Annotated in this window: 22 protein-coding genes and 3 pseudogenes; 15 read left to right on the top strand and 10 right to left on the bottom strand. The window is 67.6% G+C overall.

Going from position 1 to position 25291, the window contains the following annotated elements:
- The first annotated feature begins 37 nt into the window (after positions 1-37).
- From ACWGI2_RS34495 to ACWGI2_RS34485, 3 genes are all read left to right on the top strand, one after another.
- The gene (locus ACWGI2_RS34495; protein ID WP_453699753.1) at positions 38-409 is read left to right on the top strand and encodes a VOC family protein; all 372 of its coding nucleotides are present in this window, start codon (positions 38-40) and stop codon (positions 407-409) included.
- 345 nt (positions 410-754) lie between these two features.
- The gene (locus ACWGI2_RS34490) at positions 755-1087 is read left to right on the top strand and encodes a DUF4190 domain-containing protein (protein WP_453699751.1); all 333 of its coding nucleotides are present in this window, start codon (positions 755-757) and stop codon (positions 1085-1087) included.
- A gap of 455 nt (positions 1088-1542) precedes the next feature.
- The gene (locus tag ACWGI2_RS34485; protein WP_453699749.1) at positions 1543-1947 is read left to right on the top strand and encodes an ankyrin repeat domain-containing protein; all 405 of its coding nucleotides are present in this window, start codon (positions 1543-1545) and stop codon (positions 1945-1947) included.
- Between the two features lie 332 nt (positions 1948-2279).
- Here the strand turns inward: ACWGI2_RS34485 and ACWGI2_RS34480 are convergent, their stop codons facing one another.
- Together ACWGI2_RS34480 and ACWGI2_RS34475 are read right to left on the bottom strand one after the other, a co-directional pair.
- Complete coding sequence (locus tag ACWGI2_RS34480) at positions 2280-2690, bottom strand: Imm10 family immunity protein (RefSeq protein WP_453398351.1); 411 nt, start codon at positions 2688-2690, stop codon at positions 2280-2282.
- 891 nt (positions 2691-3581) lie between these two features.
- On the bottom strand, positions 3582-4088 hold the full coding sequence (locus tag ACWGI2_RS34475; RefSeq protein WP_453699748.1) for a hypothetical protein: 507 nt from the start codon (positions 4086-4088) through the stop codon (positions 3582-3584).
- Positions 4089-4145: 57 nt separating this feature from the next.
- Between ACWGI2_RS34475 and ACWGI2_RS34470 the strand changes: the two genes are divergently transcribed.
- The gene (locus ACWGI2_RS34470; protein WP_453699746.1) at positions 4146-4457 is read left to right on the top strand and encodes a hypothetical protein; all 312 of its coding nucleotides are present in this window, start codon (positions 4146-4148) and stop codon (positions 4455-4457) included.
- A 268-nt stretch (positions 4458-4725) separates the two neighbouring features.
- Here the strand turns inward: ACWGI2_RS34470 and ACWGI2_RS34465 are convergent.
- The 3 genes and pseudogenes from ACWGI2_RS34465 to ACWGI2_RS34455 all read right to left on the bottom strand — a co-directional run.
- Positions 4726-5087, bottom strand: a pseudogene (locus ACWGI2_RS34465) (transposase); the annotation flags it as partial.
- Positions 5088-5333: 246 nt separating this feature from the next.
- On the bottom strand, positions 5334-6254 hold the full coding sequence (locus ACWGI2_RS34460; RefSeq protein WP_453398353.1) for a bile acid:sodium symporter family protein: 921 nt from the start codon (positions 6252-6254) through the stop codon (positions 5334-5336).
- Between the two features lie 233 nt (positions 6255-6487).
- On the bottom strand, positions 6488-7141 hold the full coding sequence (locus ACWGI2_RS34455) for a GNAT family N-acetyltransferase (RefSeq protein ID WP_453699744.1): 654 nt from the start codon (positions 7139-7141) through the stop codon (positions 6488-6490).
- Between the two features lie 218 nt (positions 7142-7359).
- Between ACWGI2_RS34455 and ACWGI2_RS34450 the strand changes: the two genes are divergently transcribed.
- A complete protein-coding gene (locus ACWGI2_RS34450) occupies positions 7360-7749 on the top strand; it encodes a hypothetical protein (RefSeq protein WP_453699742.1) in 390 nt (129 codons plus the stop codon).
- Between the two features lie 10 nt (positions 7750-7759).
- On the opposite strand, the gene ACWGI2_RS34445 is transcribed toward ACWGI2_RS34450, so the two are convergent.
- Positions 7760-8863, bottom strand: a complete 1104-nt coding sequence (locus tag ACWGI2_RS34445) for a hypothetical protein (RefSeq protein ID WP_453699740.1) — start codon at positions 8861-8863, stop codon at positions 7760-7762.
- Between the two features lie 366 nt (positions 8864-9229).
- On the opposite strand from ACWGI2_RS34445, the gene ACWGI2_RS34440 reads away from it, so the two are divergent.
- From ACWGI2_RS34440 to ACWGI2_RS34425, 4 genes are all read left to right on the top strand, one after another.
- Positions 9230-10060, top strand: a complete 831-nt coding sequence (locus tag ACWGI2_RS34440) for a hypothetical protein (RefSeq protein WP_453398357.1) — start codon at positions 9230-9232, stop codon at positions 10058-10060.
- Between the two features lie 301 nt (positions 10061-10361).
- Entirely contained in the window at positions 10362-10598 is a 237-nt protein-coding gene (locus ACWGI2_RS34435) for a hypothetical protein (protein WP_453398358.1), read from the top strand.
- Between the two features lie 169 nt (positions 10599-10767).
- The gene (locus ACWGI2_RS34430; protein WP_453699738.1) at positions 10768-11292 is read left to right on the top strand and encodes a 2'-5' RNA ligase family protein; all 525 of its coding nucleotides are present in this window, start codon (positions 10768-10770) and stop codon (positions 11290-11292) included.
- Between the two features lie 236 nt (positions 11293-11528).
- Positions 11529-11972, top strand: a complete 444-nt coding sequence (locus ACWGI2_RS34425; RefSeq protein WP_453699737.1) for a hypothetical protein — start codon at positions 11529-11531, stop codon at positions 11970-11972.
- Between the two features lie 100 nt (positions 11973-12072).
- Here the strand turns inward: ACWGI2_RS34425 and ACWGI2_RS34420 are convergent, their stop codons facing one another.
- A complete protein-coding gene (locus tag ACWGI2_RS34420; RefSeq protein ID WP_453699735.1) occupies positions 12073-13827 on the bottom strand; it encodes a chitinase in 1755 nt (584 codons plus the stop codon).
- A 147-nt stretch (positions 13828-13974) separates the two neighbouring features.
- Positions 13975-15288 carry an ATP-binding protein gene (locus ACWGI2_RS34415; RefSeq protein ID WP_453699733.1) on the bottom strand — a complete coding sequence of 438 codons (1314 nt, stop codon included), beginning with the start codon at positions 15286-15288 and terminating at the stop codon, positions 13975-13977.
- Between the two features lie 705 nt (positions 15289-15993).
- Between ACWGI2_RS34415 and ACWGI2_RS34410 the strand changes: the two are divergent.
- Positions 15994-17393, top strand: a pseudogene (locus tag ACWGI2_RS34410) (MFS transporter).
- Positions 17394-17728: 335 nt separating this feature from the next.
- Here the strand turns inward: ACWGI2_RS34410 and ACWGI2_RS34405 are convergent.
- Positions 17729-18467: pseudogene (locus ACWGI2_RS34405) on the bottom strand (GAF and ANTAR domain-containing protein).
- A gap of 475 nt (positions 18468-18942) precedes the next feature.
- On the opposite strand from ACWGI2_RS34405, the gene ACWGI2_RS34400 reads away from it, so the two are divergent.
- The 5 genes from ACWGI2_RS34400 (at position 18943) to ACWGI2_RS34380 (ending at position 24746) form a co-directional block, all read left to right on the top strand.
- Entirely contained in the window at positions 18943-20415 is a 1473-nt protein-coding gene (locus ACWGI2_RS34400; protein WP_453699731.1) for an NAD(P)/FAD-dependent oxidoreductase, read from the top strand.
- Positions 20416-20603: 188 nt separating this feature from the next.
- A complete protein-coding gene (locus ACWGI2_RS34395) occupies positions 20604-21164 on the top strand; it encodes a dihydrofolate reductase family protein (protein WP_453699729.1) in 561 nt (186 codons plus the stop codon).
- 193 nt (positions 21165-21357) lie between these two features.
- Positions 21358-22398, top strand: a complete 1041-nt coding sequence (locus ACWGI2_RS34390) for an NAD(P)/FAD-dependent oxidoreductase (protein WP_453699728.1) — start codon at positions 21358-21360, stop codon at positions 22396-22398.
- Positions 22399-22855: 457 nt separating this feature from the next.
- The gene (locus ACWGI2_RS34385; protein ID WP_453699727.1) at positions 22856-23656 is read left to right on the top strand and encodes an SAM-dependent methyltransferase; all 801 of its coding nucleotides are present in this window, start codon (positions 22856-22858) and stop codon (positions 23654-23656) included.
- A 286-nt stretch (positions 23657-23942) separates the two neighbouring features.
- On the top strand, positions 23943-24746 hold the full coding sequence (locus tag ACWGI2_RS34380) for an MBL fold metallo-hydrolase (protein ID WP_453699726.1): 804 nt from the start codon (positions 23943-23945) through the stop codon (positions 24744-24746).
- An 89-nt stretch (positions 24747-24835) separates the two neighbouring features.
- On the opposite strand, the gene ACWGI2_RS34375 is transcribed toward ACWGI2_RS34380, so the two are convergent.
- Positions 24836-25231, bottom strand: a complete 396-nt coding sequence (locus ACWGI2_RS34375; protein ID WP_453699815.1) for a RidA family protein — start codon at positions 25229-25231, stop codon at positions 24836-24838.
- Positions 25232-25291: the final 60 nt, after the last annotated feature.

The raw sequence follows: 25291 nt of genomic DNA, 5'->3' as shown, positions 1-25291 counted from the left end.
TGTCAAAGTCCTGACATCCTATCGAGGGGGAATACCCATGTCCGTACGCATCGACGGCCCCGACTTCATCGCTCTCCAGGTCCGCGACCTGGAGACGGCCGCCGCGTTCTGCGAGAAGAACCTCGGCCTGCGCCGCACTCCCTCCTCACCCCCCGGCGCGGTCGTCTTCGACACCAGGCCGGTCCCCCTGGCGGTGCGCGACCCGCTGCCCGGCACCGACCTGGACTCGGGCAAGCCGGGTCTCGGTGTCGCCCTGTGGTTCTCCACCCCTGACACCCAGGCCTTCCACAAGCAGCTCACCGCGAACGGAGTCGAGATCCTCACCCCGGTCACGGACAGCCCGTTCGGACCGATGTTTTCCTTCGTCGGCCCCGAGGGCTACGTCCTGACCGTGCATCAGCAGAGCTGATCGCGTCCGCCGTCTCCTTCATCCCCAAGGGCTCGTTCTCGCTGGCCGCCTCCACCCGGTTCCTGATCAGACGAGCCCTGCGGAAGAAGGAGGCGGCGAACGGCGAAGGCGGCCCAGCCCGAGATCGCCCGCATCCTCTCCCTCGACATTCGACGCCACCGGCTTCGCAGCCCTCGCCGCACATGCATTTTTGGCAGAAGCCAGGGCACTCGGACGCGGACAACAACTCGGCGACGTGGAAACAGAGATGAGTGTGATGCCATGTCTTTCCATGACCGTCCCCAGACGCCTGGCGACTACGATCAGCCTCCTCCGCGCACAGATGTGAGGCAGAGCAACAACAGCATGGCGATCGCCGCGCTTGTTCTCGGCATTCTGGCGATCCTGCTCTTCTGGACCGTCATTGGCGGCGTCCTGTTGGGCCTCCTGGCGGTGATCTTCGGCATCATCGGTGCTCGTAAGGCTCGTGGGGGCCGGGCGCCCTACGGCAAGATGTCGATCGTCGGCGCGGTACTCGGCGGACTGGGTCTGATCGCATCCGCTGTGATCATTGCGATCGGCGCGTCGATCCTCAACTCCGACGAGTACAAGAACTTCGACGACTGCGTCAAGCACGCCGACTCACAGAGTGAGCGCGACGCGTGCGCAAGGGACTTCGACCGGGAAATCAATGACTGACCCGCGCCGCAATACATAACCCTCAGAGCCATATTTGGACCTGAAAGATCGGTCAGGCTTTCGCCCGGGCCAGAGCGTCGGCCGCGGCCCGCGCGATCTTGGGGTTCGCCAGGATCACGGAGGTCACCTCGCCCGCCGTGGCCTTCGCGGTCCAGCCGGGCGCCGACCCGTGCTGCGAATTCCCTCTGCTGGCGGTCCGGCCACAGTGAACGTGGTCCAGATCCGCAAGCTGTCAGAACCGCTGATCATGTGTGGGTCAGAGCTTGTTGGCCAGCCGAGCTGCTTCTGCCTCCGGCTCCGGGACCCACTTCACATTCGATCGTAGGTGTAGCCGTAGTTGTGGTCGCCGCCGAACCGCTGGGGGGTGGCCTGCTCACCCTTCCCGCACGTGTCGTACGGAGGGGAGAGCGCGGGGCCCTCTATCCGTTTCGTCAGGCCGGGTGAGGATGGTCGGCATGATGGATCGAGATCAGTTGGGGCGGTCGGCGGTGCACTATGCGGCCGCCGATGGGGATACGGATGGCCTGAGGACACTCTTGGCCGGAGGCGCGGTCGCGGAGGCAGCCGATGATGCGGGCTGGACTCCGCTGCACTTCGCGTCTCAGGCTCAGTCCCCGTCTGCCGTCGAGGTCTTGTTGGCCGCTGGCGCGGCGGTTGATGCCGCGGACCGTGATGGCAATACGCCGTTGTGGAGGGCGGTGTTCGGTTCGAAGGGCGAGGGCACGACGATCCGGCTGCTGCTGGATGCTGGTGCCGATCCTGACGGGGACAACGTTCATGGCGTGAGCCCGAGGGCGTTGGCAGGGCGGATCGCCAACCATGACGTGACTGCCCACTTTTCACCTGGTCGTTTGTCCTAGACGGCTCTCGCTGGTCGGGGTTGGCAGGTGCCACCGCGGAGCATCGCGACGGTTGCCCCGACCGCTCTCGGCTCCCGGTTCGCAGCCCCATTCCTCCAGTGAGGGCGCTAGTTCTCTGCGCCATCGAGGGCGGGGCGTCCGCGGAGACCCCGGAGGAAAGGGCACCGTTGATCGCGACTTCGGTGTCCCTGTTCGACTCACCGCTTCACGCCTCCGTGTCGAGGGGAAGCGACACCACGCTGCCCAGACTCTCCTGAGCGTCTTCGAACTTCAGGGCACACCTCCGCCTCCACCTAACTCCCCCATGGCGGGACAACGAGCCGCGATGCGGCTCAGACAGCCAGACGAGTAGGCACAGCGTTCGCGCGCCCATAGGCGAGCACCCGGGCGAGGACTTCGCGGAACAGGGCGATGTCCTTGGTAGGTGCCTCGATGACTGCCTCGATCCTGCTGTCGCTCAACCGCAGGCCCTCCAGTGCTTCAGGGTTGAGCGAGATTTGGAGGACGTTGCCCGTCAAAACGGCCTCGCGTACACAGCCGTACGCAGTCCCCTGCCCAGCCGTGACCAGGCAGTGTGTGTCCATCCCCAGAGCGACCTCTTGATCGTCTGGGTTTTCCTCTCCGGCCATGAACATCAAGATGAAGCCGCTTCCGTCTTCACCCTCGGCGAGAGCGGCTTCCGTGAAGTAACCGTCAGGATCGATCTCTGTTGTGACTGTGCGGGCGGTGAATCGATAGGTCATGACGGGTTTCTACCAGCGCACTCAACCGAGCTCGCCGGCAGGGGCAGGCACCGGCGGCAATCCCACAGGACGGCGCCAGCGCTGCGGACTCCGTGATTCCCCCCGGGAAGATCGTGAACTCCTGGCTGGGGAGTCGCGTGAGCGTCTACATGCTGAGCGGAGACGTGGTGGGGACGATGGCAGGCTCAGCGATCGGACTCAGCCAGCAGGTGACCGGAAGCCAGAGGCTCATCAGACGTGGTGGTGATCGGCAGGGCTGCGTCTGCCGCCGGGCCACTGGGTCCACTGGATCCACTGGGTCCACTGGGTCCACTGGCCAGGGGAGACCACGCTCCGGATGAAGAAGTCCGCGAGAACGCCGAACAGTTCGGGATCCGGGCGACGGCCGCACAGGCCCGCTCGGCAACCGGCCGCTGGCTGGCGCGGCGTTCGTTTTCCGTGCTTCCTGCGACCACTGCTCCGATGATCCCTGGAGCGATGGCCACGATGATGAGGAGGAGAAGGGCAGGCATCGCGGCGCTGGCAGCAATCGGCGCTCTAGCACTTACCGCCTGTAGTTTCACGTCCAAGTCATCTTCCGACTCGGTGGGAACCGAAGACTGGAAAAGCAGGTCGCGAGTTCGCTGGCAGAACAGGTTGGCCAGGCGCCGAAAAGCGTCGGCTGCCCCAGCAAACTGGAGTCGGAAGAGGGGAAAACACCAGGTGTACGCTCACAGCTCCTGATGGTATCCAGTACGGGCTCACGGTCTCGGCCGACCACGAAAACAGTGAAGAGGCAGTTGAAATCGATATGAAGGTTGACGAGAAGCCAAAGTAGCGGAACGCTTCAACGAAAGTCAGTTCAAGCTGTCACAAAGCACGCGTTACGGGATCGATTTGATCACGGGGCCTTCATAGAGCACCAGTCACGAACGCTATCGCGATTCCGGCGACCATGGCGAGCGCAATGGCTACGCCCAAGATGGCAGATCCCCGGGCCGAGTACACGGAAGCGGGCAGCAGTTCCTCCCAGCCCGATCCCTCTGCGGCATCCCTGATCAGACGGTGGCCATCGGCGGAGGAGAAGGCGTACTGAGCTGAGCCGTCCAGAGAACGACTCGAGATACGGGTCACTTTGCGGCCCGCTTCGGTCTCACTCATCAGTACCCGCCCGTCGAGCCCCCGGCGCTCAGTGCGAACGACATCGTCGATCGTGAACGTCATGGTTTCCGAATTCAACGCGACATCGTACGTCCACAGTTGCGTAGACCGACGCCCTCGCCCGTATGGCTCGCGAACGTCGACGGTCAGCTCAAATCCCCGCTCCGTCCGGTTCAACTGGTACTCCGTGCCCGCTGTGACGGCTTCGACCCGGGCGTACAACTCTGCTGCTTCTTCTATCTCGTTATCACTGTTCACGATGTAGCAGTGTCCTTACGTCGATCTACTGTCAAGGCAGACGGTACTCACAGAATCTTGGAAGTCGCCCAGGATACTGTCGATCTGGTTCGCGGCGGCGGTCAGGGCCAGACGGACCACCGCCTGCTTACTGGCGTCATGGACGTCGAGCGTCACCAGGTAGACGTGCATCTGTACGAGATCGCGGCGTACGCCGCCCGTGACGGTCGCGAAGCGAATGGCCTGTGTCAGAGCTGGAGCTTCGACGGAACCGACTTCCTTGCGATGACGGACGACCAGCGACCATCAAGTTCGCGCATCCGGAGCACCGACTCCTCAGCGATCTCGTCAGCGTCGCCTCGTCCGGCCGATACTCACCGTCGATGGTGATGTTGGCCGCGAACCCGTCATCCGGCTCCGGGTTCAACGCGGCGAAGGCCACGCCGGGCGTCTCGACCTGGTCCAGATTTGCGGGGTGCCAGCCCTCCGGTAGCCGGAATTCGACTGGCACCGACAGCGTCGCAGGTACCACTGGTCGCCCTCTCCAGAGTCACGTCACAGAACCGTTTTCCAGAAGAGGAGCTGGCGTTCGACGGCGATACCTCGCTTGGACGGTCTCAGCGGATCGCAGAAGAGCCGCGTTGGGCCGGGCAGCGGGCCGGGTGAGCCGACAAGTCATCAGCGTGATTGAAGCGAGGGTGGGCACCGCTTCGGAGTACTCGGGCCGGATCTCGTAGTCACGGACATTGCGGCGTGCGTGCAGCAACCACGCCAGACTCCTCTCTACCGCCCAACACCTCGGGAGGATCACGAAGCCCTTCGCGTCCTTGGGCTACTCACGGTCTTGATCGTCAGGTGCGGGAAGGACTTGGCCCAGGCGACGAGGGTACCCTCGTAAGCCAAGTCGGCCCAGACGATGGCGATTTCGGGATGCACCAGGCGGAGCCGGAAGAGAGTTTCGCGGGCGACGAGGCTGTCATGCATGTCGGCCGGGGTGAACATCACCAAGAGCGGCAGTCCCAACGCTCCTCGTCATCACAGATCGCGGCCAGAGTCTGGTGGATGCTGAACGCCACTCAACGCTGCCCACCATCTCCGAACTGGGCACTACAACCCACCCCCTGCCAGGACGGAGCACGGCGTCCGCGGCCGTGAAGAGGAAGTCCGACCCGCCCGGTAACGGCAGAATCAACCCGCCGACCCGCACCGGACGAGGGCGGTGAGAGGTGAGACACGACCGGGCCGCCCCCGTGCGGGCACCGGGGATTACTGCGGGCCCACCGGATTTTGTGGCGTTCGGCTCGTGGAGGTGCGTGCAGTGTCGGCCGGAGCTATGCGGCGCAGCAGGTAGCCGGCGGTCAGGGCCATGGCGAACATGAGAACCGCGTACACCGCCGAGGGGATGGCCATCCGGGTGCTGTCCAGGAGCGAGGGGCTCAGGGCGATCGCCATCGACAGCGTGGTGTTGTGCATGCCGATCTCGAAGCAGGTGGCGACGGACTGCCGGTGATCGCCGCGGACCAGCCGGGTCGCGCCGTAGCCGACGGTGAGGGAGATGGCGCCGAAGAGGAAGACGACGAGGCCGACGTCGGCGAGATAGCCGAGCACGTTCTCCCGCTCGGCGGCGAGTGCCGCGATGATGATGCCGACGAGCGCGACCACCGCCGTCACCTTGACCATCCGGGTGGAGCGCTCAGCGAAGTCCGGATGACGGTGTCGCACCAGCATCCCGGCCGCGACCGGCACGAGTACGACAAGGAAGACCTGCAGCGTCTTGTCGAAACGCAGGCCCAGCGCCTCGTCCGTGCCGCTCATGAAGTGGTCGAGGGAGAGATTCACGACGATCGGCAGCGTGACGACGGCGATGACCGAGTTGATGGCGGTCAGCGTGACGTTGAGGGCGACGTCGCCGCCGAACAGATGGCTGAAGATGTTCGCCATGGTGCCGCCTGGAGACGCCGCGAGCAGCATCATGCCGACGGCCAGCGCGGGGCTCAGGTCGAAGGCGAGTACCAGGCCCAGGCAGACGGCGGGCAGCAGCACAAGCTGACAGACGAGTGCGCAGGCCACAGGCCGCGGATACGCCGCGATCCTGCGGAAGTCGGCCACGGTCAGACCGAGTCCGAGACCAAACATGATCACTGCGAGGACAGCGGGAAGCAGATAGGTGGTCAACGGTGAGTCCACCAGAACAGAGTCCGGGAGACTGCCCGAAAAGTACACGCCCTTGGCACGCAACGCCTACGCAGACCGCGCAGCAGGCGCATCGGGGGCCATGGAAGTGACACCGGCCGCGCCGCCCTGCTCGTCGGGGCGGCGCTCGCCCTCCCCGGATCAACCCTGGCGCGGATCCGCCCTGGCCTTCGTCCCGGTGAAAGGACGTCCCCTCCCCCGCCTCGACAACCGGGGTCCTGTTCAGCTCACCGGGCGGCATCCGACGGCTCGTACCAGAGGCTCGTCATCGGAGAGTGCATGGTCCAGCCCAGCGAGGAGTAGAGCGCCCGGCCCCCGGGCGTGCCGACCAGGAGGCCGGTTTCCGCACCGGCCTCGTACGCGGTGCTCTGCAGCGTGCGCATCACCAGACCGCCGAGGCCCTTGCGCCGGTGCTCGGCGGCGGTCTCGACCTGGTCGACCACGGCATGGGTGCCTGCCTGGGCGATCTGTCCACGGGCGGCGAAGTGCCCGGCGCCCGTGCGGACCAGCACGCGGCTGACGCCGCCGCGGGTCCAGCTGGTGAGGGTGTATCCGGCCGACACCTCAGGGTGCTCCGGCACCAGGTGACAGGTCATCAGGTATCCGGTGAGGTCCCGGTGCCAGCCGGGCCCGACCCAGGGCAGGACCGTCTCGTCCTCGGCGAACAGCTTCAGCCACGTCCCGGGCGCGCTCGTCGCGGAGGCGACCTTGCGTACATCGTTCTCGGATGGTTCCGGCAGCACGTGCCGGGCGACGTGGTTGGGCTGCCCGACATCGATCGTCCACCCCCACGGCTCGTCGATCGGGTCCGAGCTGCCGCGGGAGACGACCCAGCCGTCGATCCACATCCGCACGAGCTCACTGATCCTGGTGTCCGGCAACGCCGCTCGCCCCCTGAATGACTGCTGTAATAGCTAATGATGCCTTGTGAACCTTACGCTTCAGGGAGGGGAGTTGACCATAGGAGCGGATCGATCGACCAAGGGTCATGAGCGGCGCGCACCAGGAGTTCGAGGGTCCGTGGCCGAGGGAGACCGCAGCGCAAGCTCACCCAACACCTCTTGACCTCAATGTTGCTTGAGGTACGAGACTCGGGTCCATGAAGAACATCAGCAGCCAGACGATTCTGTTCCGCAACACCATGCGCATCACCGAAGGGCACCTGGAAGGGTTCCGCGAGGCGATCGCGAAGGCCGTGGGCTTCGCCGAGGAACACGGTCCGCAGCTCATGGTGGAGACCTTCGTCGACGAGGAGCGGATGCTGGCGCACAGTTTCCAGCTCTACGCCGACTCCGACGCCATCCGCCTGCACTGGAAGCTCTCCGACCCCTACATCCGGGAAGTCATGGAGCACTGCACCGTCGACCACTTCGAAATCTTCGGTGACCCCGAGCCGGACATCGTCGCCTCGCTCTCGACTCCGGATGGTGCTCCGTTTCCGTTCACGCTGAATCCGCGCCTGGCCGGCTTCCACCGCCTCGCGCCGTAGCCCGCCGCCGCTAGGACCGCGTCGCCTTCCTGCACTTGTCCCCGGAGGAATCGTCCCGGCCGACCGGCACACTGCGGTCGTACGGGTCGACCTCCGTACCGGCCTCGTCCGACGGGGGGTCCGTGCCGAAGGGCGGGGTGAGGTAGCCCGTGGGGGCCCCGCAGCCGCCGTTGGTCACGTCGTATTTGTACGAGACGATCGAGAACGTACCCGGCTCGGTGATTACCTTGTCAGGGTCGTCCCAGTTCAGGACCAGTTCACGCCGTACGATCGTGCGCACGATCTCGTCGCCGTCGCCGCCCGCGTCCGCGCGGGTGACCGGGTAGACGAAGGTGACGTCGGCGGTCACCTGGAGCGCGCCGCGCTCGCCCTCCCGGTAGGTGAGCCGGCCCCGAGTCTTCACGACGTCGCCGACCAGGTGGGTGCGGGAGGGCTTGAAACGGCTGAAGAGGAGGAGGGGGTCGTTCTTCTCGCTCGGGGTTCGGAAGGCGGTCTTCAGAAGGTCTTGGACGTCCTTCTGGTGCGGGTTGATCAGCGCCATCGCCTTCTCGGGGCGCTCACCCCGCAGCACCCCGCGGTCCAGGCCGGACGCGACGAGGAAGTCCTGGCTGCGGGCGAGGGCCCGCTCGACCTCGGCTTCGCTCATCCAGCCGACCGCCCGGGCCTTCGGCACGGTGATCCCTGCCGCTCCGTCCCCCCAGCTCGCCGCCGGCGAACCGCGGAACGGCTTGTCCCGGGTGGGGCGTTGGGCCGCCTCCGCCGGGGGTGCCTGGGTCGGGCGGACGGTCTCGGGTGCCGACGGCGGGGAGTCAGGGTCATCGCCGGTGAACAGGTCCATTGTCCGCCCCGGCATGAGCGCCACCGCCAGCAGTACCAGCGAGGCCAACAGCCCGGCCACGTACCAGCCCGTGCGTCGCTTGGGTCGTCCGGGCGTGTGGCTGCGCCACCCCTCCACTCCGCGGCCAGGTTCCGCGCGCAGCCGGTTCGCCACGTCGCGGGCCCGCGCCGACGGCTCCTTGGGCGCGTCAGTGCCACCCGCCACCGACTCGCGCAGGAACCGCTCCCACTCCTCGTCGGACCTGGACGAGCCGTCCGGCTCCGTACCCGCACCCATCCCCAACCCCCTGGCAATCAGCAGACCGCTGCCCACTCCCCAGGGGCGCGTCCGCATAATGACACAGAGCGCTGACAGCGAGGCCAGACGGGCGGGCACTGGAGAACTTCAAGGGTTGGCGCACCATGCGGGGCGGCGACGATGAGGACTGGGAGGACTGAACGGTTTGGGTGCACCTGGGCGTTGAAGCTCGGGTCCGGTCGGGCAGTCGGATCCCAGCGGGGGAGAACTCACCGGGCCCCCAAGCCTGCGGCAACGACCGAGAATCGCGGCGAAGTGGCTGTATGGGCCGCCCCCAACGGACATGAACCTCCGCGGACGGTGAATCATTACTCCACCATCTGCTGTGATCCCAGGGGGGACTCGATGCATCGCATCACCAGCACGCCATTTCGACGTGCCCGAAGATCGACGACGGCCACCGTCGTCGCGGCCATCTTGCTCAGCGCACTGGCCGGGTGTAGCTCCGGGACCGCCGAAACGAAGAAGAGCGACAAGGCAGGCAGCTCGAAGCGGCCGGCAGCCAGCACGGCAGGGGACGGCGCCGGATCGCACGGCGCTCGGGCCGCCAAGCTCATCAACAAGGCGCTCGACGTGACACTCGACCAGGACTACCTCAGCTCGACCAGGCGGATGAGGACCGAGGGCACCACGGTCCTGCGCAGTGCGGTGCGGGGTCACAGGACGCAATGCGAGACACGTGCCCACAAGGGCGCCAGGTCCATGGAATTCGTCGTGACCGCGTCCGCGCTGTACACGCGGGGCAGCAAAGAGGCACTCATGATGGCGCCCGAGGCGAAGGACGACCCGGTACGCGTGAAGGTGATGGCTGGCCGGTGGGTCGAGCGCAACGCCGACGTCTACAAGATCATGCGCGACATGTGTGCGTCGAAGACCCGTCGGACCTGGCTGGAAGAGCGGATGCCCTCCCTGGACGAACTCGCCAAGGCGAGCCCGACGCAGGAGCCGGGGGTGGTGCAGGGGCAGTCCACCACCAAGATCACTTATGAGCGTGAAGGAGGGCCTCTGGAGTTCCACATCTCCGCCGATGGCACTCCGTTCCTTCTACGGGTCACCTACCCGGCCAAGGACCTCGATGAGTCGTTCGGCGACTTCGGCAAACCCTTCCGCGTGAACGCCCCGCGGGGAGCGGTCACGGATTACGAGATGGCCGAAGAGGTCCTCGCGGCCCAATGACCCGCGACGCACGCCGCCGGCGGCGGCGAGGCGGGTGGACAGCTCCAGCACCGGGCTCGCCCCACAGGCGAGGCGCCCGCCAGACGCACCAGGGGGATCGTCTCGCCGTATGGGTCCCCAGCCCCCCCCAGCTCCCGCAGGCACCGCAGAGCCTGGACGAACAAGTTGCGTATCTCGGCCTCCAAGCCGAGGCAGACAGGCGCAGACCCGAGCGACACCTTCCACACGCCGGGTTTGGCGCCTATGGGAGGCGCCCGGTCCGGGTGGGGCGGCGACGATCCCCGTATACGGGTGGGGGCAGTTGGCGTCCGCCCAGCCGTGGCTGCTGGGTGACGTACTGGGACTGATAACGGCCGCGGGGAGCGAGCAACTGGCCAAGCGCACCCCGGACACCATGTGGGCTCTCCACCGGTATGCCGCCCGGCAGTCCCACACACGCGAAGGCCACCTGAACGTGCCCGGCAAGCATGTGGAACACCCGCGAGTGGGAGGCGCCGAGCGGCATGCCGCCCTGGATGCGTTGGGCATGCGCAGGTGACAGGGGTCCACACTGTCGGCGACACTGCTGCTCAGCGACCGGCGTTGAAGAGCGCTTCGAGCACGCGAAGCGCCCGGTCATGAACGTCGTCATGCCTGAAGGTACGCGGGCCTCTCTGGCTCAGGTTGCTCCGGCGGGACTCGACGCGAGAGGCGGAGTGAGGGCGACGATGCCTGTGCACGGAACGACGGCGGTCCTGGCACTGCTGCCGGACGCCGAACCGCTGCTGGAACTGGCCGCCCAGGTGGACGCGCGGGTGGTGCGCCCGGGTGTGCCCGCACACGCGACGCTGCTCTACCCGTGGCTGCCGGCCGAGGCAATCGGTGCGACGGAGCTGGAGCGGTTGCGGACCGCACTGGTGCGGGCCACGCCGGAAGTCGGCCGGATTTCCCTGCGGCTGGCCGAGGTCGAGCGGGCCGGTACTTTCGTCGGTGTCCCGGCGCCCGAACTGCGCTCCTTGGCCACAGCCGTTCGCACCGCGTTCCCCGAACAGGTCCCCTATGGCGGCCGGTTCGGGCAGGAGCCACCGGTGCACGTCACCGTGGCGCTGGACGCAGCTGCCCACACTGCCGCCGACATCGCGCGTCGCGTCACCGGCCGTCTGCCGATCTCTACCGAAGTGTCCGCCGTGCACGTGGTCGCCCTCACACCCGACGGTTGGCAGGCGCTCGCCGAGATGCCACTCACCCCTTGACCGGGCGGAGTTCCAGTCCCGCAACACCGTAGCGATGTCCGACATTGAACACAGCGATCATGACCTGAGTGCTGTGCCCGTACTGGGCGGACCCTTGTTTCCTTTCATGACCCCGGGGGCCGTGCTCCGGTCAGGTAGGGGCGGATGTGATTTTCAGGGGCCACGTACAGTCGCTGCACTTGAAGGGAAGCGGACGCCGACGTCCGGAATGACCCAGGCAAGTCATCGACGATCGCATGGCAGTACTGGAGCAGACTGGCGCCCGGTTGTTCGTCGAACGACTGCGTCTGGAATGGCGTCCGGAATCGCCCGTTCCTGAGCCCAGTGGACGCCGCGCGTTCCGCCCGGTCCACGATGCCCAGGAACTCCTGGTTCTGATGGCCTCAGTTCTGGCCGGGACACTGGACGCACACGGCCGGGACGACCTGACCCGGATGTCTGCCCACGAAGCGGCCGTCAAGCACTACGAGGACGAACTCGCGTGCTTCACCAGCCCACGAGACTGGTGGCGGATCGTAACCCTGCCTCATGGACACCCAGTTGGGCTCGTCATCCCAGCCCACAACGGCCACAACCCGATCATCGCCTACACCGCGGTCCTCCCCGCACACCGCGGCAAGGGCTACATCGACGACCTCCTCGCCGAGGACACCCGCGAGATCAACATGACCTGGAGCTGACCGAGGCGCCGGGCCCCGTTCCCGCACCTCCGCCGAAGACGGCGTGGTAGAGGGGCGGGACGGGTAAAGGGTTGCTCTGTCCGCCCCGCCAGGCCGTTCGTTACGGAAGGCTGTGCACCTTTGGGCCGACGGAGTTCGACCACGTGCTGCCCGCCGTCGCGTCCCAGTTCGTGGACCACGTCATGGCGCCGCGCAGCGCCGGGTACGTCTTCGACGGCTTGAAGGAGCCGCAGCCAGTGCCGCGGGTCAGGCAGTCGAGGGCGTTGTTCACGACCGACGGGGCCACGTAACCGCTGCCCGCGCCGCGCGTCGATGCCGGGACGCCGATCCCGACCTGCGAGGGGTCGAGACCGCCTTCCAGTTGGATGCAGGCGAGCGCGGTCAGGAAGTCCACGCTGCCCTGGCTGTAAACCTTGCCGTCACAGCCCAGCATCGAACCGCTGTTGTAGTACTGCATGTTGACGACCGTGAGGATGTCCTTCACGTTCAGCGCCGTCTGGAAGTACCCGCCCGAAGTGGACTGCATGTCGATGGTCTGCGGCGCCATCGTGAGCACCATCTTCGAGCCCGCCTTCGCGGACAGCTGGCGCAGCGCCTTCGTCATGTAGGTGGGGTTGAGGCCGTTCTCCAGGTCGATGTCGACGCCGTCGAATCCGTACTCCTGCATCAGCGCGTAGGCGCTGTTGGCGAAGGCCGTCGCGGAGGCGTCGCTGTTGACCGAGATGGTGCCCTTCTCACCGCCGACCGACAGGATCACGGACTTGCCCGCGGCGCGCTTGGCGGCGATGTCCGCCTTGAAGTCGGCGGTGGAGGAGTAGCCGACGGCCGGGTCGAGGTTGAAGGTGATCTGGCCCGGCGTGGCGGTCGCGTCGGCGAAGGAGACGGCGATGATGTCGTACTGCGAGGACACATCCCGCAGTTTCTGCACGGTCGCGCCGTTGTCGAAGTTCTGCCAGTAGCCGGTCAGCGCGTGCTTGGGCACGGTGCCGCCGTCTCCGCCGCCGCTGCCCTTGGGCGTACGTACGGACACCGCCGCCGACTTCGCGGACTCCCCCGCCGCGTTCGTGGCGCTCACCTGGAAGTTGTAGGTGGTCTCCGGCGTGAGGCCGGTGATGGTCGTCGAGGCGCCGCCGGCCGAGGCGACCTTTGTGCCGTCGCGGTAGATGGTGTAGCCGGTGGCCGTGGACACCGGGGTCCAGGACAGCTCCACCGACGTGGATGTCGTCGTGCCCGCCTTGAGGCCGGTCGGCACAGCCGGTATCTCCACCGGGTCGGTTCCGCCGCCTCCGTCGGGCCCAAGGACGCTCACATCGTCCACGTAGTACGCGCTCTGCCCGTACCAGCCGTGGGTGTACACGGTGACCGACGTGGTGTTCGCGCCGGTGGTGAAGCTGGTGGAGAGCTGCTGCCAGGCCGAGTTGCCCGGCGTCCAGGTCGACACGTCGGTGGTACCTGTACCGCGGGCGCCCAGGTAGGCATAGCTGCCCTGCACCCAACTGCTCAGTTTGTACGTGGAGTTGGGCTTGACCGAGACGATCTGAGAACACTCGGCGTTGTTCTGGCCCGACGGGGTGGCCTTGAGAGCCTTCGCGCCACCGTGCACAGGGGAGGTGACGGCGGCACCGCTGTTCGCGGTGCACGTCCAGTTGCTCAGGTCAGACTCGAACCCGGCGTTCTTCGCAACGTTGACATCCGCCGCCCTGGTGTCCGCTGCCCTGGCGTCCGCCGTCCTGGCATCCGCCGACTGCGCAGGAGCGGCGAGCCCGGTGACGGCGAGCGCGGCGGCCGCACCGACGGCGATGGCCGCGCCGATCCTCTGACGAACGCCGGATCTGCCCTTACGTACACGGTCCACGGAATGCCTCCAGGGAGAAGCGACGGAAGAAGGTGAGAGCCGGTGGCCACCGCTACTGTGCGCAAAGCTGGTCCAGACCAATCAAGTTGTCAAGACCTCTGGCAAGCCAAAGCCCCCGGAACGCGCCGGGCCCCCTGCGGCACCGGGTCAGAACCGGGCGTGCGTGGTGATGTCCGACTCGAACTGGTCGATCATCTGAGGCGTCACCGTAGGACGGCACTGGGCGATCGCCTCCAGATAGCCCACCGTACTTGCGCCCGGCTGTGCCTCCGTCGCGGTCGGCAGTGCCTCCGTCGCGGCCGGCTGCCCGCCGACCGAGACCAGATCGCGCTCGAAGGAGTTCTGGGCGGCGATCCGGGCGGCGTGCTCGATGTCGGCAGGGGTGAACAGGTCGCTCGCTGCCACCAGTTCGTCAATGTCCACCTCCGGTCGGCCGTCGGTGTAGCGCGACCAGATCGCCGCCCGGGCCGCCTTGTCCGGCGTACCGATCGGGATCAGGTAGTCGAAACGACCGGGACGCAGGAAGGCCGGATCCAGGGAGCGGATCGAGTTCGTCGCACAGACCAGGAGCCGTTCGTCGCGCTCCCGGAAACCCGGGATGAGCTTGAGCAGTTCGTTGGTCACCCCGTGCATCCCGCCGGGCTGCGCCGGTTCCTGGCGGACCGGGGCGATCTCCTCGACCTCGTCGATGAAGACCAGGACTCGTTCCAGCTCAGCGATCGCTGCGAACGCGGAGCGCAGCGCCGCCGCCAGATTGCCCCCGTCGGCCAGCCGCGAGGGCAGGATCTCCACGAACGGCCAACCGAGCCGCGAGGCGATCGCGCGTGCGAAGGTCGTCTTGCCGGTACCCGGCGGGCCGAACAGGCCCACCGCCCGCGGCGGGCGCACACCGTGTCGCGCCGCACGCTCCGGCTCGGCGAGCGGAAGCACGACCCGCCGCTCGATCAGGTCCTTCTCCCGCTCCATGCCGACGACCTTGGCCCACAGGTCACCGGGCAGCAACCGGCCGCCGAGGTCGTCGAGAAGGCTGGCGGCGGGCCCGTGCACCGGCTCGACCTTCTCGAAATAGGCGACGGCGGGCCGGCGGGTGTAGCCCGCGTTGAGAAGTCCATCGCCGAACAGGTCTTCCTCGGGCAGGACATAGGCGATACGGCCGACTCGCGCGGCGACCAGGCGGCGCTCGAGTTCGACCAGGAGCGCGCTGGCCAAGCCCCGCCCCCGCCAGGCCGGGGCGATCGCTATCCGCATCACCCAGGCCCGCTCCCCGGCCACACAGGCGAGTGCCGTACCGATGGGTACGCCCTGGTGGACAGCGACGACGCCCGGCTGCCGGGATGTCAGGGCACTGATGCACTCCGCCACAGAGAAGACAGATTCCTGGCCGAGCTCGGCCGTGGTGTCCATCAGGTGGACCACCGCGGCGAGATCGCTCTCGCGGTAGTCGTGGATCAACCAGTTCACAGGTCCCGCTCCTCGATCGTTCTCGTGGTCGCGCCGTTGCGGCGAGGCTAGAGGCGCGGGAGGTCACGGGTCGTGCGCCACAGTGCACAAGGCACGAGGGGTAAACGCTACGAACCGTCACTGGGCGTATGGCGCCGATCATGCGCGGGGTCCGCTCGGGTTAGCCTCCGGCGCTTGGCCCTTGGCGCATGGCGTACGGCGCGTGGCGCATGGCCACGCGTAGCACCCTCCTAGACGAGCGTGGCCGCGATAACTGGCGGGCGCAGGGTCCATACGGGGACGTATCGTGAGCGCGTTCCTGCGCCGGAGAATTCGGCGGCAGTGTCCTGTCCAGCCCAGTTGTTCCTTGTTCAGCGAACTTAAGGTGACTTCACATACCCCAGGCCATGTAGCCGTCCGCATTCCCCCACGTTCTGATACTTCGAACGCGTGCGGGGGCGGACGTCGCTCGGGCCTGAGTTGCGTCACCCTCCCCGCAGTTTCCTGTTGTTTCCCGGGTGCAGCTCTGCCGACTGCCCCGGGTTTCGTGTTCTCTCGGCCCCGGCGCGGCTGACAGCGAGTTCCCCGACTCCTGAACCACCTGAACCACCTGAACCACCATGAACCAGGAGTCCTACCGTGGTTGCCCCCGCGCTCGACAACGAGCCGAAGCTCCCAGCCGAGCCCTCGCCCCACGCCTCATCCGGCACAGCATCCAGGTCCAGGATGAACCTGGCCGCCAAGACCGCCCTCGTGGTGGTCCTGGTCGCCGAGCTCATGGACATTCTCGATCAGTCGGTCATCCTTACCGCCCTGCCCACCCTCCAGAAGTCGATCGGCGCCGGACCGGCCGCGGTGCAGTGGCTGACAGCCGGCTACTCGCTGACCATCGCCCTCGGGATGATCACCGGCGGCAGACTCGGCGACATATACGGCCGACGCAAGGTCTCCTCATCGGCACCGCCCTGTTCACCCTCGCCTCGCTGCTGTGCGGCACCGCGACCGAACCGGGCATGCTGATCGCCGCCCGCGTGCTCCAGGGCGGTGGAGCCGCCGTGATGATCCCGCAGGTCCTGGCGACCCTCCACGTCACCTTCGACGGCGGGCACCGCAGCCGGGCATTCGGCCTGTACGGGGCCGTCCTGTCGCTCGGCTCCGTTCTGGGCCCGGTCCTGGGCGGCGTGCTCACCGAGGCCGACCTGTTCGGACTGGGCTCGCGCCCGATCTTCCTGATCAACGTGCCCATCGGCCTCGCCGTGCTCCTCCTCGGACGGAGGTTCATCACCGAGTCGACAGCGGAGAAGGCCGACCGCCTCGATCTCACCGGCATGCTCCTGTCCGCGCTGGCCGTGGTCCTGATCGTCTTCCCGCTCACCGAGGGCCAGGCCCATCACTGGCCGCTGTGGTGCTTCGCCATGCTCGCCGCCGGTCTCCTTGTGCTCGGCGTCTTCCTGCGCCACCAGCAGCGCAGGAAGGACGATGCGCCGCTGGTGGTGCTGTCCCTCTTCAAGGGCAGGGGGTTCTCGGGCGGCCTGTCGGCGCAGCTGACGCTCGGCTTGTTGTGTGGGCTGTTCTTCATGACGTGGACGCAGTACCTCCAGCGCGGTCTTGGCGTGAGCCCGTTCCAGGCGGCCGTGGCCTTCATGACGTTCGCCCTCGGCGAGCTGGTCGGTGCGACGGTCGCGATGAAGACCTCCGGGCGCTTCGGACGCCGCCTGCCCCAAACCGGAGTTCTGATCGCCCTCGGCTCGATGTCGGCCTATGGGCTCCAGGTCATCAGCCGGCAGGGCTACCTCACGCTCCTTGCGATGACCGTCCCCCTTCTGGTGCTCGGGTTCGGCCTCGGCACGATCGGCGGACCGATCGCCGACATGTCGCTCGCCAGGGTTCCGCACGAGAGCGCCGGCTCCGCCTCGGGCCTGTTCAACACCGCGATGCATCTGGGCATAGCCCTCGGCACCTCGCTGACTGCCCTGGTGTTCTTCTCCGCCACCGGCGGAGCGTCCGACGCCGTGGTCAACCGCGACGCGTTCACCACCGTGCTCTGGTGGGCCGGCGGTGTCTTCGCCGCGATGTGGGCCCTGATGTTCGCCCTGCCCAAGCACACGAACAGCCAAGCCAACTGAACCACTTACCCCGGCGGTGGCACCCGGGACACACTCAAGACCCCCGCAAGCCAGCTCGCTCGAGAAGCCTCTGCCGAGGGCCGTGTGCTCGATCGCCGACCGCGCCCGGCAGCGCCCAGGCAGTGGCTTGGCTTGCACTGATCACAGGCTTGCCCAGGCGCCTTTCGAGGCGGGGAAGGGCGTGTATTTGTCTGACCCATACCTCCGAGGCCAGTGGGAGGGTTGTGCAACCACCGTCGGCCCGTGCCGCCTCGCTGTCTCTCGGGCTCTGCGCGGATGTCCGCGTGAGGCGAGCAGGTCTCGCCCTGCGCCTCTCTGCGGGTCCGCTTCCGCTGTCAGGGGGCGGGTTGAAGATCGGGCGGGTCGGGTGGGGGTTGACCGGTGAGGCGGGTGATCAGGTCGGTGCACAGGTCGCGGAGTTTGACGTTGCGGTGTTGTGAAGCCCTGCGCAGGATTGCGAAGGCCTCCGTGCTGGAGCAGCGTTGCTGGGCCATGATGATGCCGGTGGCCTGATCGATGACAGCGCGTGAGCGCAACGCCTGCTGTACCTCCACGGTGAACTGGCGTGCCTGGTGCATGCGTTGAGCCAGGATGATCGCGCCGGTGGCCTGCTCGGCCAGGGCGCGCAGGGGCACGAGGTCCACATCTTCGAAGCCCTGAGGGGAGGGCGCGTAGAAGGTTCAGGGCGCCCGCGGTATCGGAGTGCGCGGCGATGGGGAACGACAATGAGGAGCGTGCTCCGATCGCGACCGCGTGAGCGGGGTAGCTGCCCCAGCGCTGTTCGTCGCTCAGATCCGGCACGTGAACTTCGGCGCCGGTGCGCAGAGCCTGCAAGCACGGGCCGTCCCCCAGCCCGTACTGCTCCTCGTCCAGGTCCGGGGCACTGGTGCCCGCGCTGGTAACGGTCCATACGCGACCGCCCTGTTGCAGGGTGACGCCGCATCCGGTCGCCTTGGGAGCCCGGGTCATCGCCTCTTCGGCCAGAGCGTGCAGAAAACCGTCGAGGGTTTCGGTCTCCAGCAGCAGATCAACCAGACTGGACACCCTCGGGAGTTCATGCTTCTCGGAAGTCATCGCGTGTCCCTTCCGCAGGGCCCCAGTCAGCCTGCCGACCGGGGTAGAGGCTGAAGTCACCGAGGTCAACGGCTTCCACAACCGCAGGGACACATCCCGGCACACGGCACCCGCAGACCATGGGCCGACCTGCGGAAATACGCCGCACCCCACGGGTGCCCCCGCCCGTGCAACCTGACACCCCTCAACAACACCGCACTGGAGCACACCCGGCGCACCGGCATACGTAGAAGGAGGTTGGACTCAGCACGGCCCCACCCGTACCAGGGTCGAGCCCCCTGCCACGCCTTGACAGGTCCGTCACTCCTCATCGATAGCCGTCACTCCTACCGGTAGCCGCTGACTCTGCCGATTCAGCGGCCGCGGTCGGCGAGGTGCCTGGAGGGGGACGGCCGGGAGTGGTCTGATCTTGATGTCTGAGGATGGCTGGTCGGCGGAGGGGCCCGGGGCGGCCTCGGAGGCGAGGGGTGTAGGCGTGACCGTACGGAATGTGGATGTGTTGGTGGTGGGCGCGGGCGTGGTGGGCCGTTCGCTGGCGTTCGCGCTCACGGCAGCGGAGCCTTCGGTCCGGGTGGTGCTGGCCGGTGACACGGGCGGTGCGACGCCGGCGGCGTCGGCTGCGGCGGGGGCGATGCTCAGCGCGCTGGGTGAGGTCACCGACCTCGGGGTACGGACCCGGCACGGCCGACTGCGTACGGAACTTGCGATCGAGGCGGCCGGGCGCTGGCCGTCCTGGCGGGAGCGGATCCGCGCCCACGCGGCCGCCGCCGCGCCGCAGCACGATGGTTACGGCACCGGCACCTTCATGATCCTTAACGCGGTTTCCTCCGCTCTGGACGACGCCTCGTTCGCCGCCGTCGCCCGCACCGCCGACGCGTACGGTCTGCCCTGCCAGGAGACTGACCCGGCGGATATCCCGGGCTACCGGCCGCTGGACAACGACCGTGCCCTGCGCGCCTGGTACCTGCCCGAGGAGCGCTTCCTCGATGCCCGGGTCTGGCTCGCCACCCTGGACGCTGCCCTGGCCGCGCAGCCCAACATCGCCCGAACACCCGCCGGAACCCTCACCGCGGGCCGATCCGGCGGTTATCTCCTGGACACCCCGGAGGGCGTCTTCACCGCTCCGCGCGCGGTGGTTGCGGCGGGCGCCTGGACCACCCCGATCCTCGAAGCCCTCGACCCGGACCTGCCCGTCGTGCCGGTCCTGGCCGCGGCCGGCACCGCGCTGAGCGTGACCGGACCCGCGCCGCTGCCCGCGGTGATCCGCACACCGAACCGCGCCTACGCCTGCGGCCTGCACACCGTCCCTCAGGCCGACGGCGCCCTCTACCTCGGCGCCAGCGCCCACCCCAGCCTCACCCCCACGGCCAGGCCCACCGCCGCGGCCCTGCGCTTCCTCCTCGACTCCGCCCTCAGTCAGCTCGACCACACCCTGGCCGGGGCCGGTATCACACACACCCATCACGGAAACCGGCCTCTGACTTTGGACGGCCACCCTGTCATCGGCCCCACACTGCGCGAGGGCCTGTGGGTGGCTTCCGGCACCCACCGCGACGGTCTGCACGCCTCCCCCGTGATCGCCGCCACCCTCAGCGACGCACTCCTCGCTCCCACCACCACGACCGGCCCCTTGCCGGGCCCGCTGGCCGAGTTCGCACCATGCCGTGAACTGATCGCCGACCTCACCGTCAAGGACGCGGCTGCCGAGGCCGCCGCGCACCACGCGGCTCTCGCCTCCGAGGCACGCATGCGGCCCCCGCTGACCGGCGCATGGCCCCAGGCGCTGGCCGACGGCTACGCCGGCCTGCTGGACCGCGCCTACGCCAGCATGCCCGACGGCTACATCCCACCACCGGACCTCGCCCCCCTCGCCTACGAGAGCACCGGCCCGGCCCTCGCCGAACTGGCCGCATCCCACCTCGCCCGCCGCGACCGCGCCACCACCTGACGGAAAGTCACCGAAACAGCAGCATGGCGGTCTGCGCGAGCTCTCCAGCCGCGAGCCGATGAGCGCCGAGCTGGAGATGCTGCAACGCAACGAACGATCCGGGACACAGCGATGAATCTGGGCCGTCCGTCTGGTCCAACTGTGTAGCGGGTGCGTTCGCGCCGGCACGACGAGCGAAGGATCTCCAGATGTTCGACATCGAACCGCAAAAGGCCGCCGGCAAGGTCATCTTGCACTTCAGCACGTCGCTGGACGGGTTCGTGGCGGGTCCGAACCACTCCATGGACTGGCTGACCGGGGTCACTGGCCGCGATGGCGTGGAGGAAGAGTACATCGAGACCACCGGCGCGGTACTGGGCGGGCGGAACGGCTGGGACCGGGACCCAAGCGCCCGACCCTACAGCGACGACTGGAACGGCCCGATCTTCGTCCTCACCCACCACCCTGAAGACGCGACACCCGCCGAGGGCGTCACCTTCCTGAACTGCGATGTGGCCGAGGCAGTGCGCATCGGCCTGGAGGCCGCCGACGGCAAGAACCTCGAAGTCCTCTCCCCGACGATCGGCCGCCAACTGCTCGAACGCGGCCTGATCGACGAAATCAACCTACACATCGCACCCGTCCTGCTCGGCGACGGCATCCGGCTGTTCGACAACCCCGGCGGGCAGCCGATCCGGCTGCGCCACTCCCACGGCTCACAACCCTTCGCCGAGATCGATGTGCGGTACCACCCCGTTACGGAAGCGTAGGCGGCATGGCAGCGGCTCGTCCGGGCAGCTCAAGTTGCAGTACAGCCAGCGGCCTCGACCCGCCCTCGCTCGAACTCATCACTGAGTCCTGTCGCAGCAAATCAATCCCGTTGCGCCATTCCCGCATCGACCCGACTGTGTCTCTACGGCTGCAGCCACAGCCTGATGGTCGTTGACCTGTCGAAAGGACCTCATGTCAGCCGTTGTTGTCGTCGGTGCGGGAATCGTCGGCTCCTCAGTGGCCTACCACCTGGCACGTCGAAGTGTCCCGGTCACCCTGCTCGAGCAAGGACCTGCACCGGCCACCGGGGTCACCGGAGACTCCTTTGCCTGGATCAGCGGCTCGGGAGGCCATTGGCCCGGTGGTGCGAAGGACCTCCGCGAGTACGCCTTGGCGGACTACCGACGCCTGGAGCAGGAACTGCCCCATGTCGCCGTCCGCCGGACCGGCTCGCTGGCCTGGGCCGACACACCGGCTGAGGACTCACGGCCGGGGCCAGGCCAGTTCCGTATTGGGCGAAGTGACGTCGCAGCGCTGGAGCCCAACCTCCGGCACCCACCCGACCATGCCATCCATACCCCGAGCGACGCGGGCGTCGACCCGACAGCATTGGCCCACGCACTCGTGACAGCCGCCTGCGCTCATGGAGCAACTGTGCTCTACGAAACCGCCGTTACCTCCTTGGAGGTAACCAACGGACGCGTAGAGGGAGTGCTGACGTCGACCGGCCTCCACGCCGCCGCTACCGTCGTACTCACGGCCGGAACCAACATCCCCAAGCTCTGCAAACCGCTACCGGCCGACTTGGCTATTGCTGCCTCCCCAGCCACCCTCGCCCGGGTCACCGCACCGCCTGGCCTGGTCAAGACCATCGTGGCCAGGCCTGATTTCGAGGTACGAGAAGTTCGGGATGGCAACCTCTTGCTGGTCGTGCCACACACGGAAGGCGGAGCTGCAGCGTGTGAGCAGGCCGCGCAAGACACTCTCCAGCGCGTGAAGGCAGCCTTCCAGGGAAGCGACCAGTGCCGCCTGCTGGGCTACCGCACCGGCAGACGCCCAATGCCTGCGCACGGGCCCGTCATTGGCTACGCGACGAACGATCGATCCGTCTACGTCGCAGTCATGCACTCCGCCATCACCCTGGCGCCCACCGTCGGACGGCTCATCGCAGACGAACTCGTAACCGGCAGGCCCGCCCCCGAACTACGGCACTGCCGCCCACGCGCCCACTGACATCACTTCCCGATGGCACGGACACAGCCAACCGACGCTAGCCCGACAGCTCTTACCCCATCGCCCCACGAGGCCCGCCCGGCCTCATCGGTCAGGCGGGATTCACGGCGGACAGGGCTCCTGTTGTACGGGGGCGAAGCACCGCGCTGAGGGCCTCGCTGGACGGGGTGCTCAGACAGTGGCCAGCTGGAGTTCCCCGTACGGCCACCCTGGAGACGTAACTGACGTAGCTGTTCGTCATCGGGTTACGCAGGACCGTGCCGCACGCGATTCTTGCAGGAGCCCGGCCCCAGACGCCAGAAGGGAGCCGGGGCCCTCAGCTCAACCGTTGTTGCGCGTCCAGCCGCCGTCAGCCGACCGACGACCCCGCACAGCTCACCGCCAGACAACTGCCACACAACTCCCCACCGCTGTAGCGTCTGAAGACCATGTCGGCAGTGGAGAGCGGAGCGGGCCCATGCACAGCGCAGACGATCGGATTGACACCACGACTGCACACTCGGCGCGGGTGTACGACTACATCCTTGGAGGCAAGGACCACTACCTTGTCGACGCAGAGGCAGGCGACGCCATGTGCCGGCACTGGCCGGCGCTGCCAGTGCACATGATGGAGAACCGGCGCTTCATGCACCGTGCCGGGCGCTTCCTCGCCCAGGAGCAAGGTGTCCGGCAGTTCCTCGACATCGGCACCGGCCTGCCCACAGCCCCCAACCTGCACGAGGTGGTGCAGGAGGTGGCACCGGAGTCCCGCGTCGTCTACGTCGACAACGACCCCATCGTCCTGGCTCACGCCCGCGCCCTCCTGCAGAGCTCGTCCGAGGGGGCGACCGCCTACGTCGACGCTGACATGCACGACCCGGACGCCATCCTGGACAGTCCCGAATTCCGTGCGCTGATCGACGTGAACGAACCGGTCGGCCTGATGATCATCGGCATCCTGCACTTCATCTTGCCGCCGGACGACCGGCGTTTGGTGCAGCGACTGCTCGAACCGCTGCCGTCGGGCAGCTTCCTGGCGATGACCATCGGCACCGCCGACTTCGCGCCCGAGGAGGTCGGCCAGGTGGCCGAGGAGTACGCCCGGCAGGGCATGCCCATGGCACTGCGCGACCTGCCGACCACCACCTCCCTCTTCGACGGGATGGACCTGATCGACCCCGGAATCACCCAAGTTCACAAGTGGCGGCCGGGCCCCGAACAGGACGGCATCGACGACCGGGCCATCGCCATGTACGGGGCGGTGGCACGTAAGCACTGACAAACTGACAAGTCGCGTCACCCCGGGGGCCTCCCTCGATGCAGTTGCTTTGAGGGCGGCGACCCGGGGGGGGGTGACGGGTCGGAGAAGATTGAGTCGCAGGTTCTCGCGCACAGGGTCGCGACACAGGGCCAGGACGAAGTACACGACCAGCCGCACTGGTGGGAGGCGGCGGCGTTTGTTCGGATCGGTCGTGCTCCGAGGTCCCGGGGGCGCCCTCGTCCTGGAGCGAACTCCGGGCAACCCGCTTGGTCGTGGGTCGTCCGGCGGTGGCACTATCTGTGGGGTGCCCCCTTCCATTCAGATCGGCCCGTACACCGTCGTCGCGCTCGCCGACGGGGAGGGCCCTTTCTTCTCCCCCAGGTCGGAGGCGTTCCCCAGTGCCACCGCCGAGCAGTGGGCGGCGGCCGACCAGATCGATCCCGGCGCGCTCGATGCCGACGGGCGCTGGCGGCTCCAGTTCCGCGCGTTCGCGATCCGCAGCGACCAGGGCGTGACGCTGGTCGACGCGGGGATCGGCCCGGCCGACAGCCCGGCGGCCTCATGGGCGCCCGTGCCCGGAGCGCTGCCGGCTTCGCTGGCCGCCGCGGCTATCGATCCATCGGAAGTCGACACCGTCGTGCTCACGCACCTCCATACCGACCACGTGGGCTGGGCTGTCGTCGGCGGCGAGCAGAAGCGGCCGTTCTTCCCGAACGCCGAGTACCTGTTGCAGCAGGCCGAACTCGACGCGATCGAGGAGGTCAACCCCCAGCTGCGGTCCACCGTGATCGACCCGCTCCGCAAGACCGAGCAGCTACGGCTGCTCAACGGCGACACACCACTGCGCAGCGGCGAGCGCGTGTTCGCCACGCCCGGTCACACGCCCGGCCACCAGAGCGTGCTCGTCGCCTCCGGGCGCGAACTGGTCGCCGTCACAGGCGACTTGCTCGTGCACGCGATCCAGCTGCTCCACCCCGAACTCGCCTACGCCCACGAAATGGACCCTGAGCAGGCAAGGGCCTCAAGGGAACAGGTGCTCCACAGCCAGGCCGACAGCACCCTCTACCTCGCCACCCCGCACCTGACCGAGCCGTTCATCGCCCGCTGACCTAGCCGGCGGCGGGCGTGTCCGCACTAGCGGGGAGGCCAGACTGTGCCGGTTCAACCGGCACTAGCAGCACACGTGGCGCGGCCGCGTCACGCGACCGCGGTCCCCTCGAGCTCGACCATCTGGCCGGGGATCGCCAGCCGCGTCACCCCGAGCATCGTGGTGGTCGGCGCCACCCCCGCGGCGCCCAACCGCGCCGCAAGCACGCCGTAGTGCTGGAAAAGCAGATCGACGTCGGTCGTGTAGACGTTGAGCCGGACGAGGTTCGCGGGAGACATGCCGGCCTCGCCGAGAACGGCCTCCAGGTTGTCGATGCTCAGCGCCAACTGCGCCGCCATGTCACCGTCATGCTGGGGCTTGCCGTCGCCGTCCATCGCGGTCTGCCCCGAGATGTACAGGGTCCGGGTGTGCCCGGAGACGACCTCACCCTGGTTGAACCCCATATCCACCGACCACGTCACCGGGTTGACCGCCGTTCGTTCCATTGCCACGTCAGCTCCATTCGATTCATTTCGATTCATGGGGAGTACGTACGGCCATCGGCT

The organism is Streptomyces sp. NPDC054866 (genome assembly GCF_053610745.1).
Note: the sequence above shows the minus strand (reverse complement) of the source record. Positions and strands in the feature narration are given on the sequence as shown.

Excerpts from the sequence above, each read along its gene's own strand:
- ACWGI2_RS34495 (WP_453699753.1), top strand. The coding sequence starts at position 38 with ATGTCCGTACGCATCGACGGCCCCGACTTCATCGCTCTCCAGGTCCGC.
- ACWGI2_RS34490 (WP_453699751.1), top strand. The coding sequence starts at position 755 with ATGGCGATCGCCGCGCTTGTTCTCGGCATTCTGGCGATCCTGCTCTTC.
- ACWGI2_RS34485 (WP_453699749.1), top strand. The coding sequence starts at position 1,543 with ATGATGGATCGAGATCAGTTGGGGCGGTCGGCGGTGCACTATGCGGCC.
- ACWGI2_RS34480 (WP_453398351.1), bottom strand. The coding sequence starts at position 2,690 with ATGACCTATCGATTCACCGCCCGCACAGTCACAACAGAGATCGATCCT.
- ACWGI2_RS34450 (WP_453699742.1), top strand. The coding sequence starts at position 7,360 with ATGAAGAACATCAGCAGCCAGACGATTCTGTTCCGCAACACCATGCGC.
- ACWGI2_RS34445 (WP_453699740.1), bottom strand. The coding sequence starts at position 8,863 with ATGGGTGCGGGTACGGAGCCGGACGGCTCGTCCAGGTCCGACGAGGAG.
- ACWGI2_RS34440 (WP_453398357.1), top strand. The coding sequence starts at position 9,230 with ATGCATCGCATCACCAGCACGCCATTTCGACGTGCCCGAAGATCGACG.
- ACWGI2_RS34430 (WP_453699738.1), top strand. The coding sequence starts at position 10,768 with ATGCCTGTGCACGGAACGACGGCGGTCCTGGCACTGCTGCCGGACGCC.
- ACWGI2_RS34425 (WP_453699737.1), top strand. The coding sequence starts at position 11,529 with ATGGCAGTACTGGAGCAGACTGGCGCCCGGTTGTTCGTCGAACGACTG.
- ACWGI2_RS34395 (WP_453699729.1), top strand. The coding sequence starts at position 20,604 with ATGTTCGACATCGAACCGCAAAAGGCCGCCGGCAAGGTCATCTTGCAC.
- ACWGI2_RS34390 (WP_453699728.1), top strand. The coding sequence starts at position 21,358 with ATGTCAGCCGTTGTTGTCGTCGGTGCGGGAATCGTCGGCTCCTCAGTG.
- ACWGI2_RS34385 (WP_453699727.1), top strand. The coding sequence starts at position 22,856 with ATGCACAGCGCAGACGATCGGATTGACACCACGACTGCACACTCGGCG.
- ACWGI2_RS34375 (WP_453699815.1), bottom strand. The coding sequence starts at position 25,231 with ATGGAACGAACGGCGGTCAACCCGGTGACGTGGTCGGTGGATATGGGG.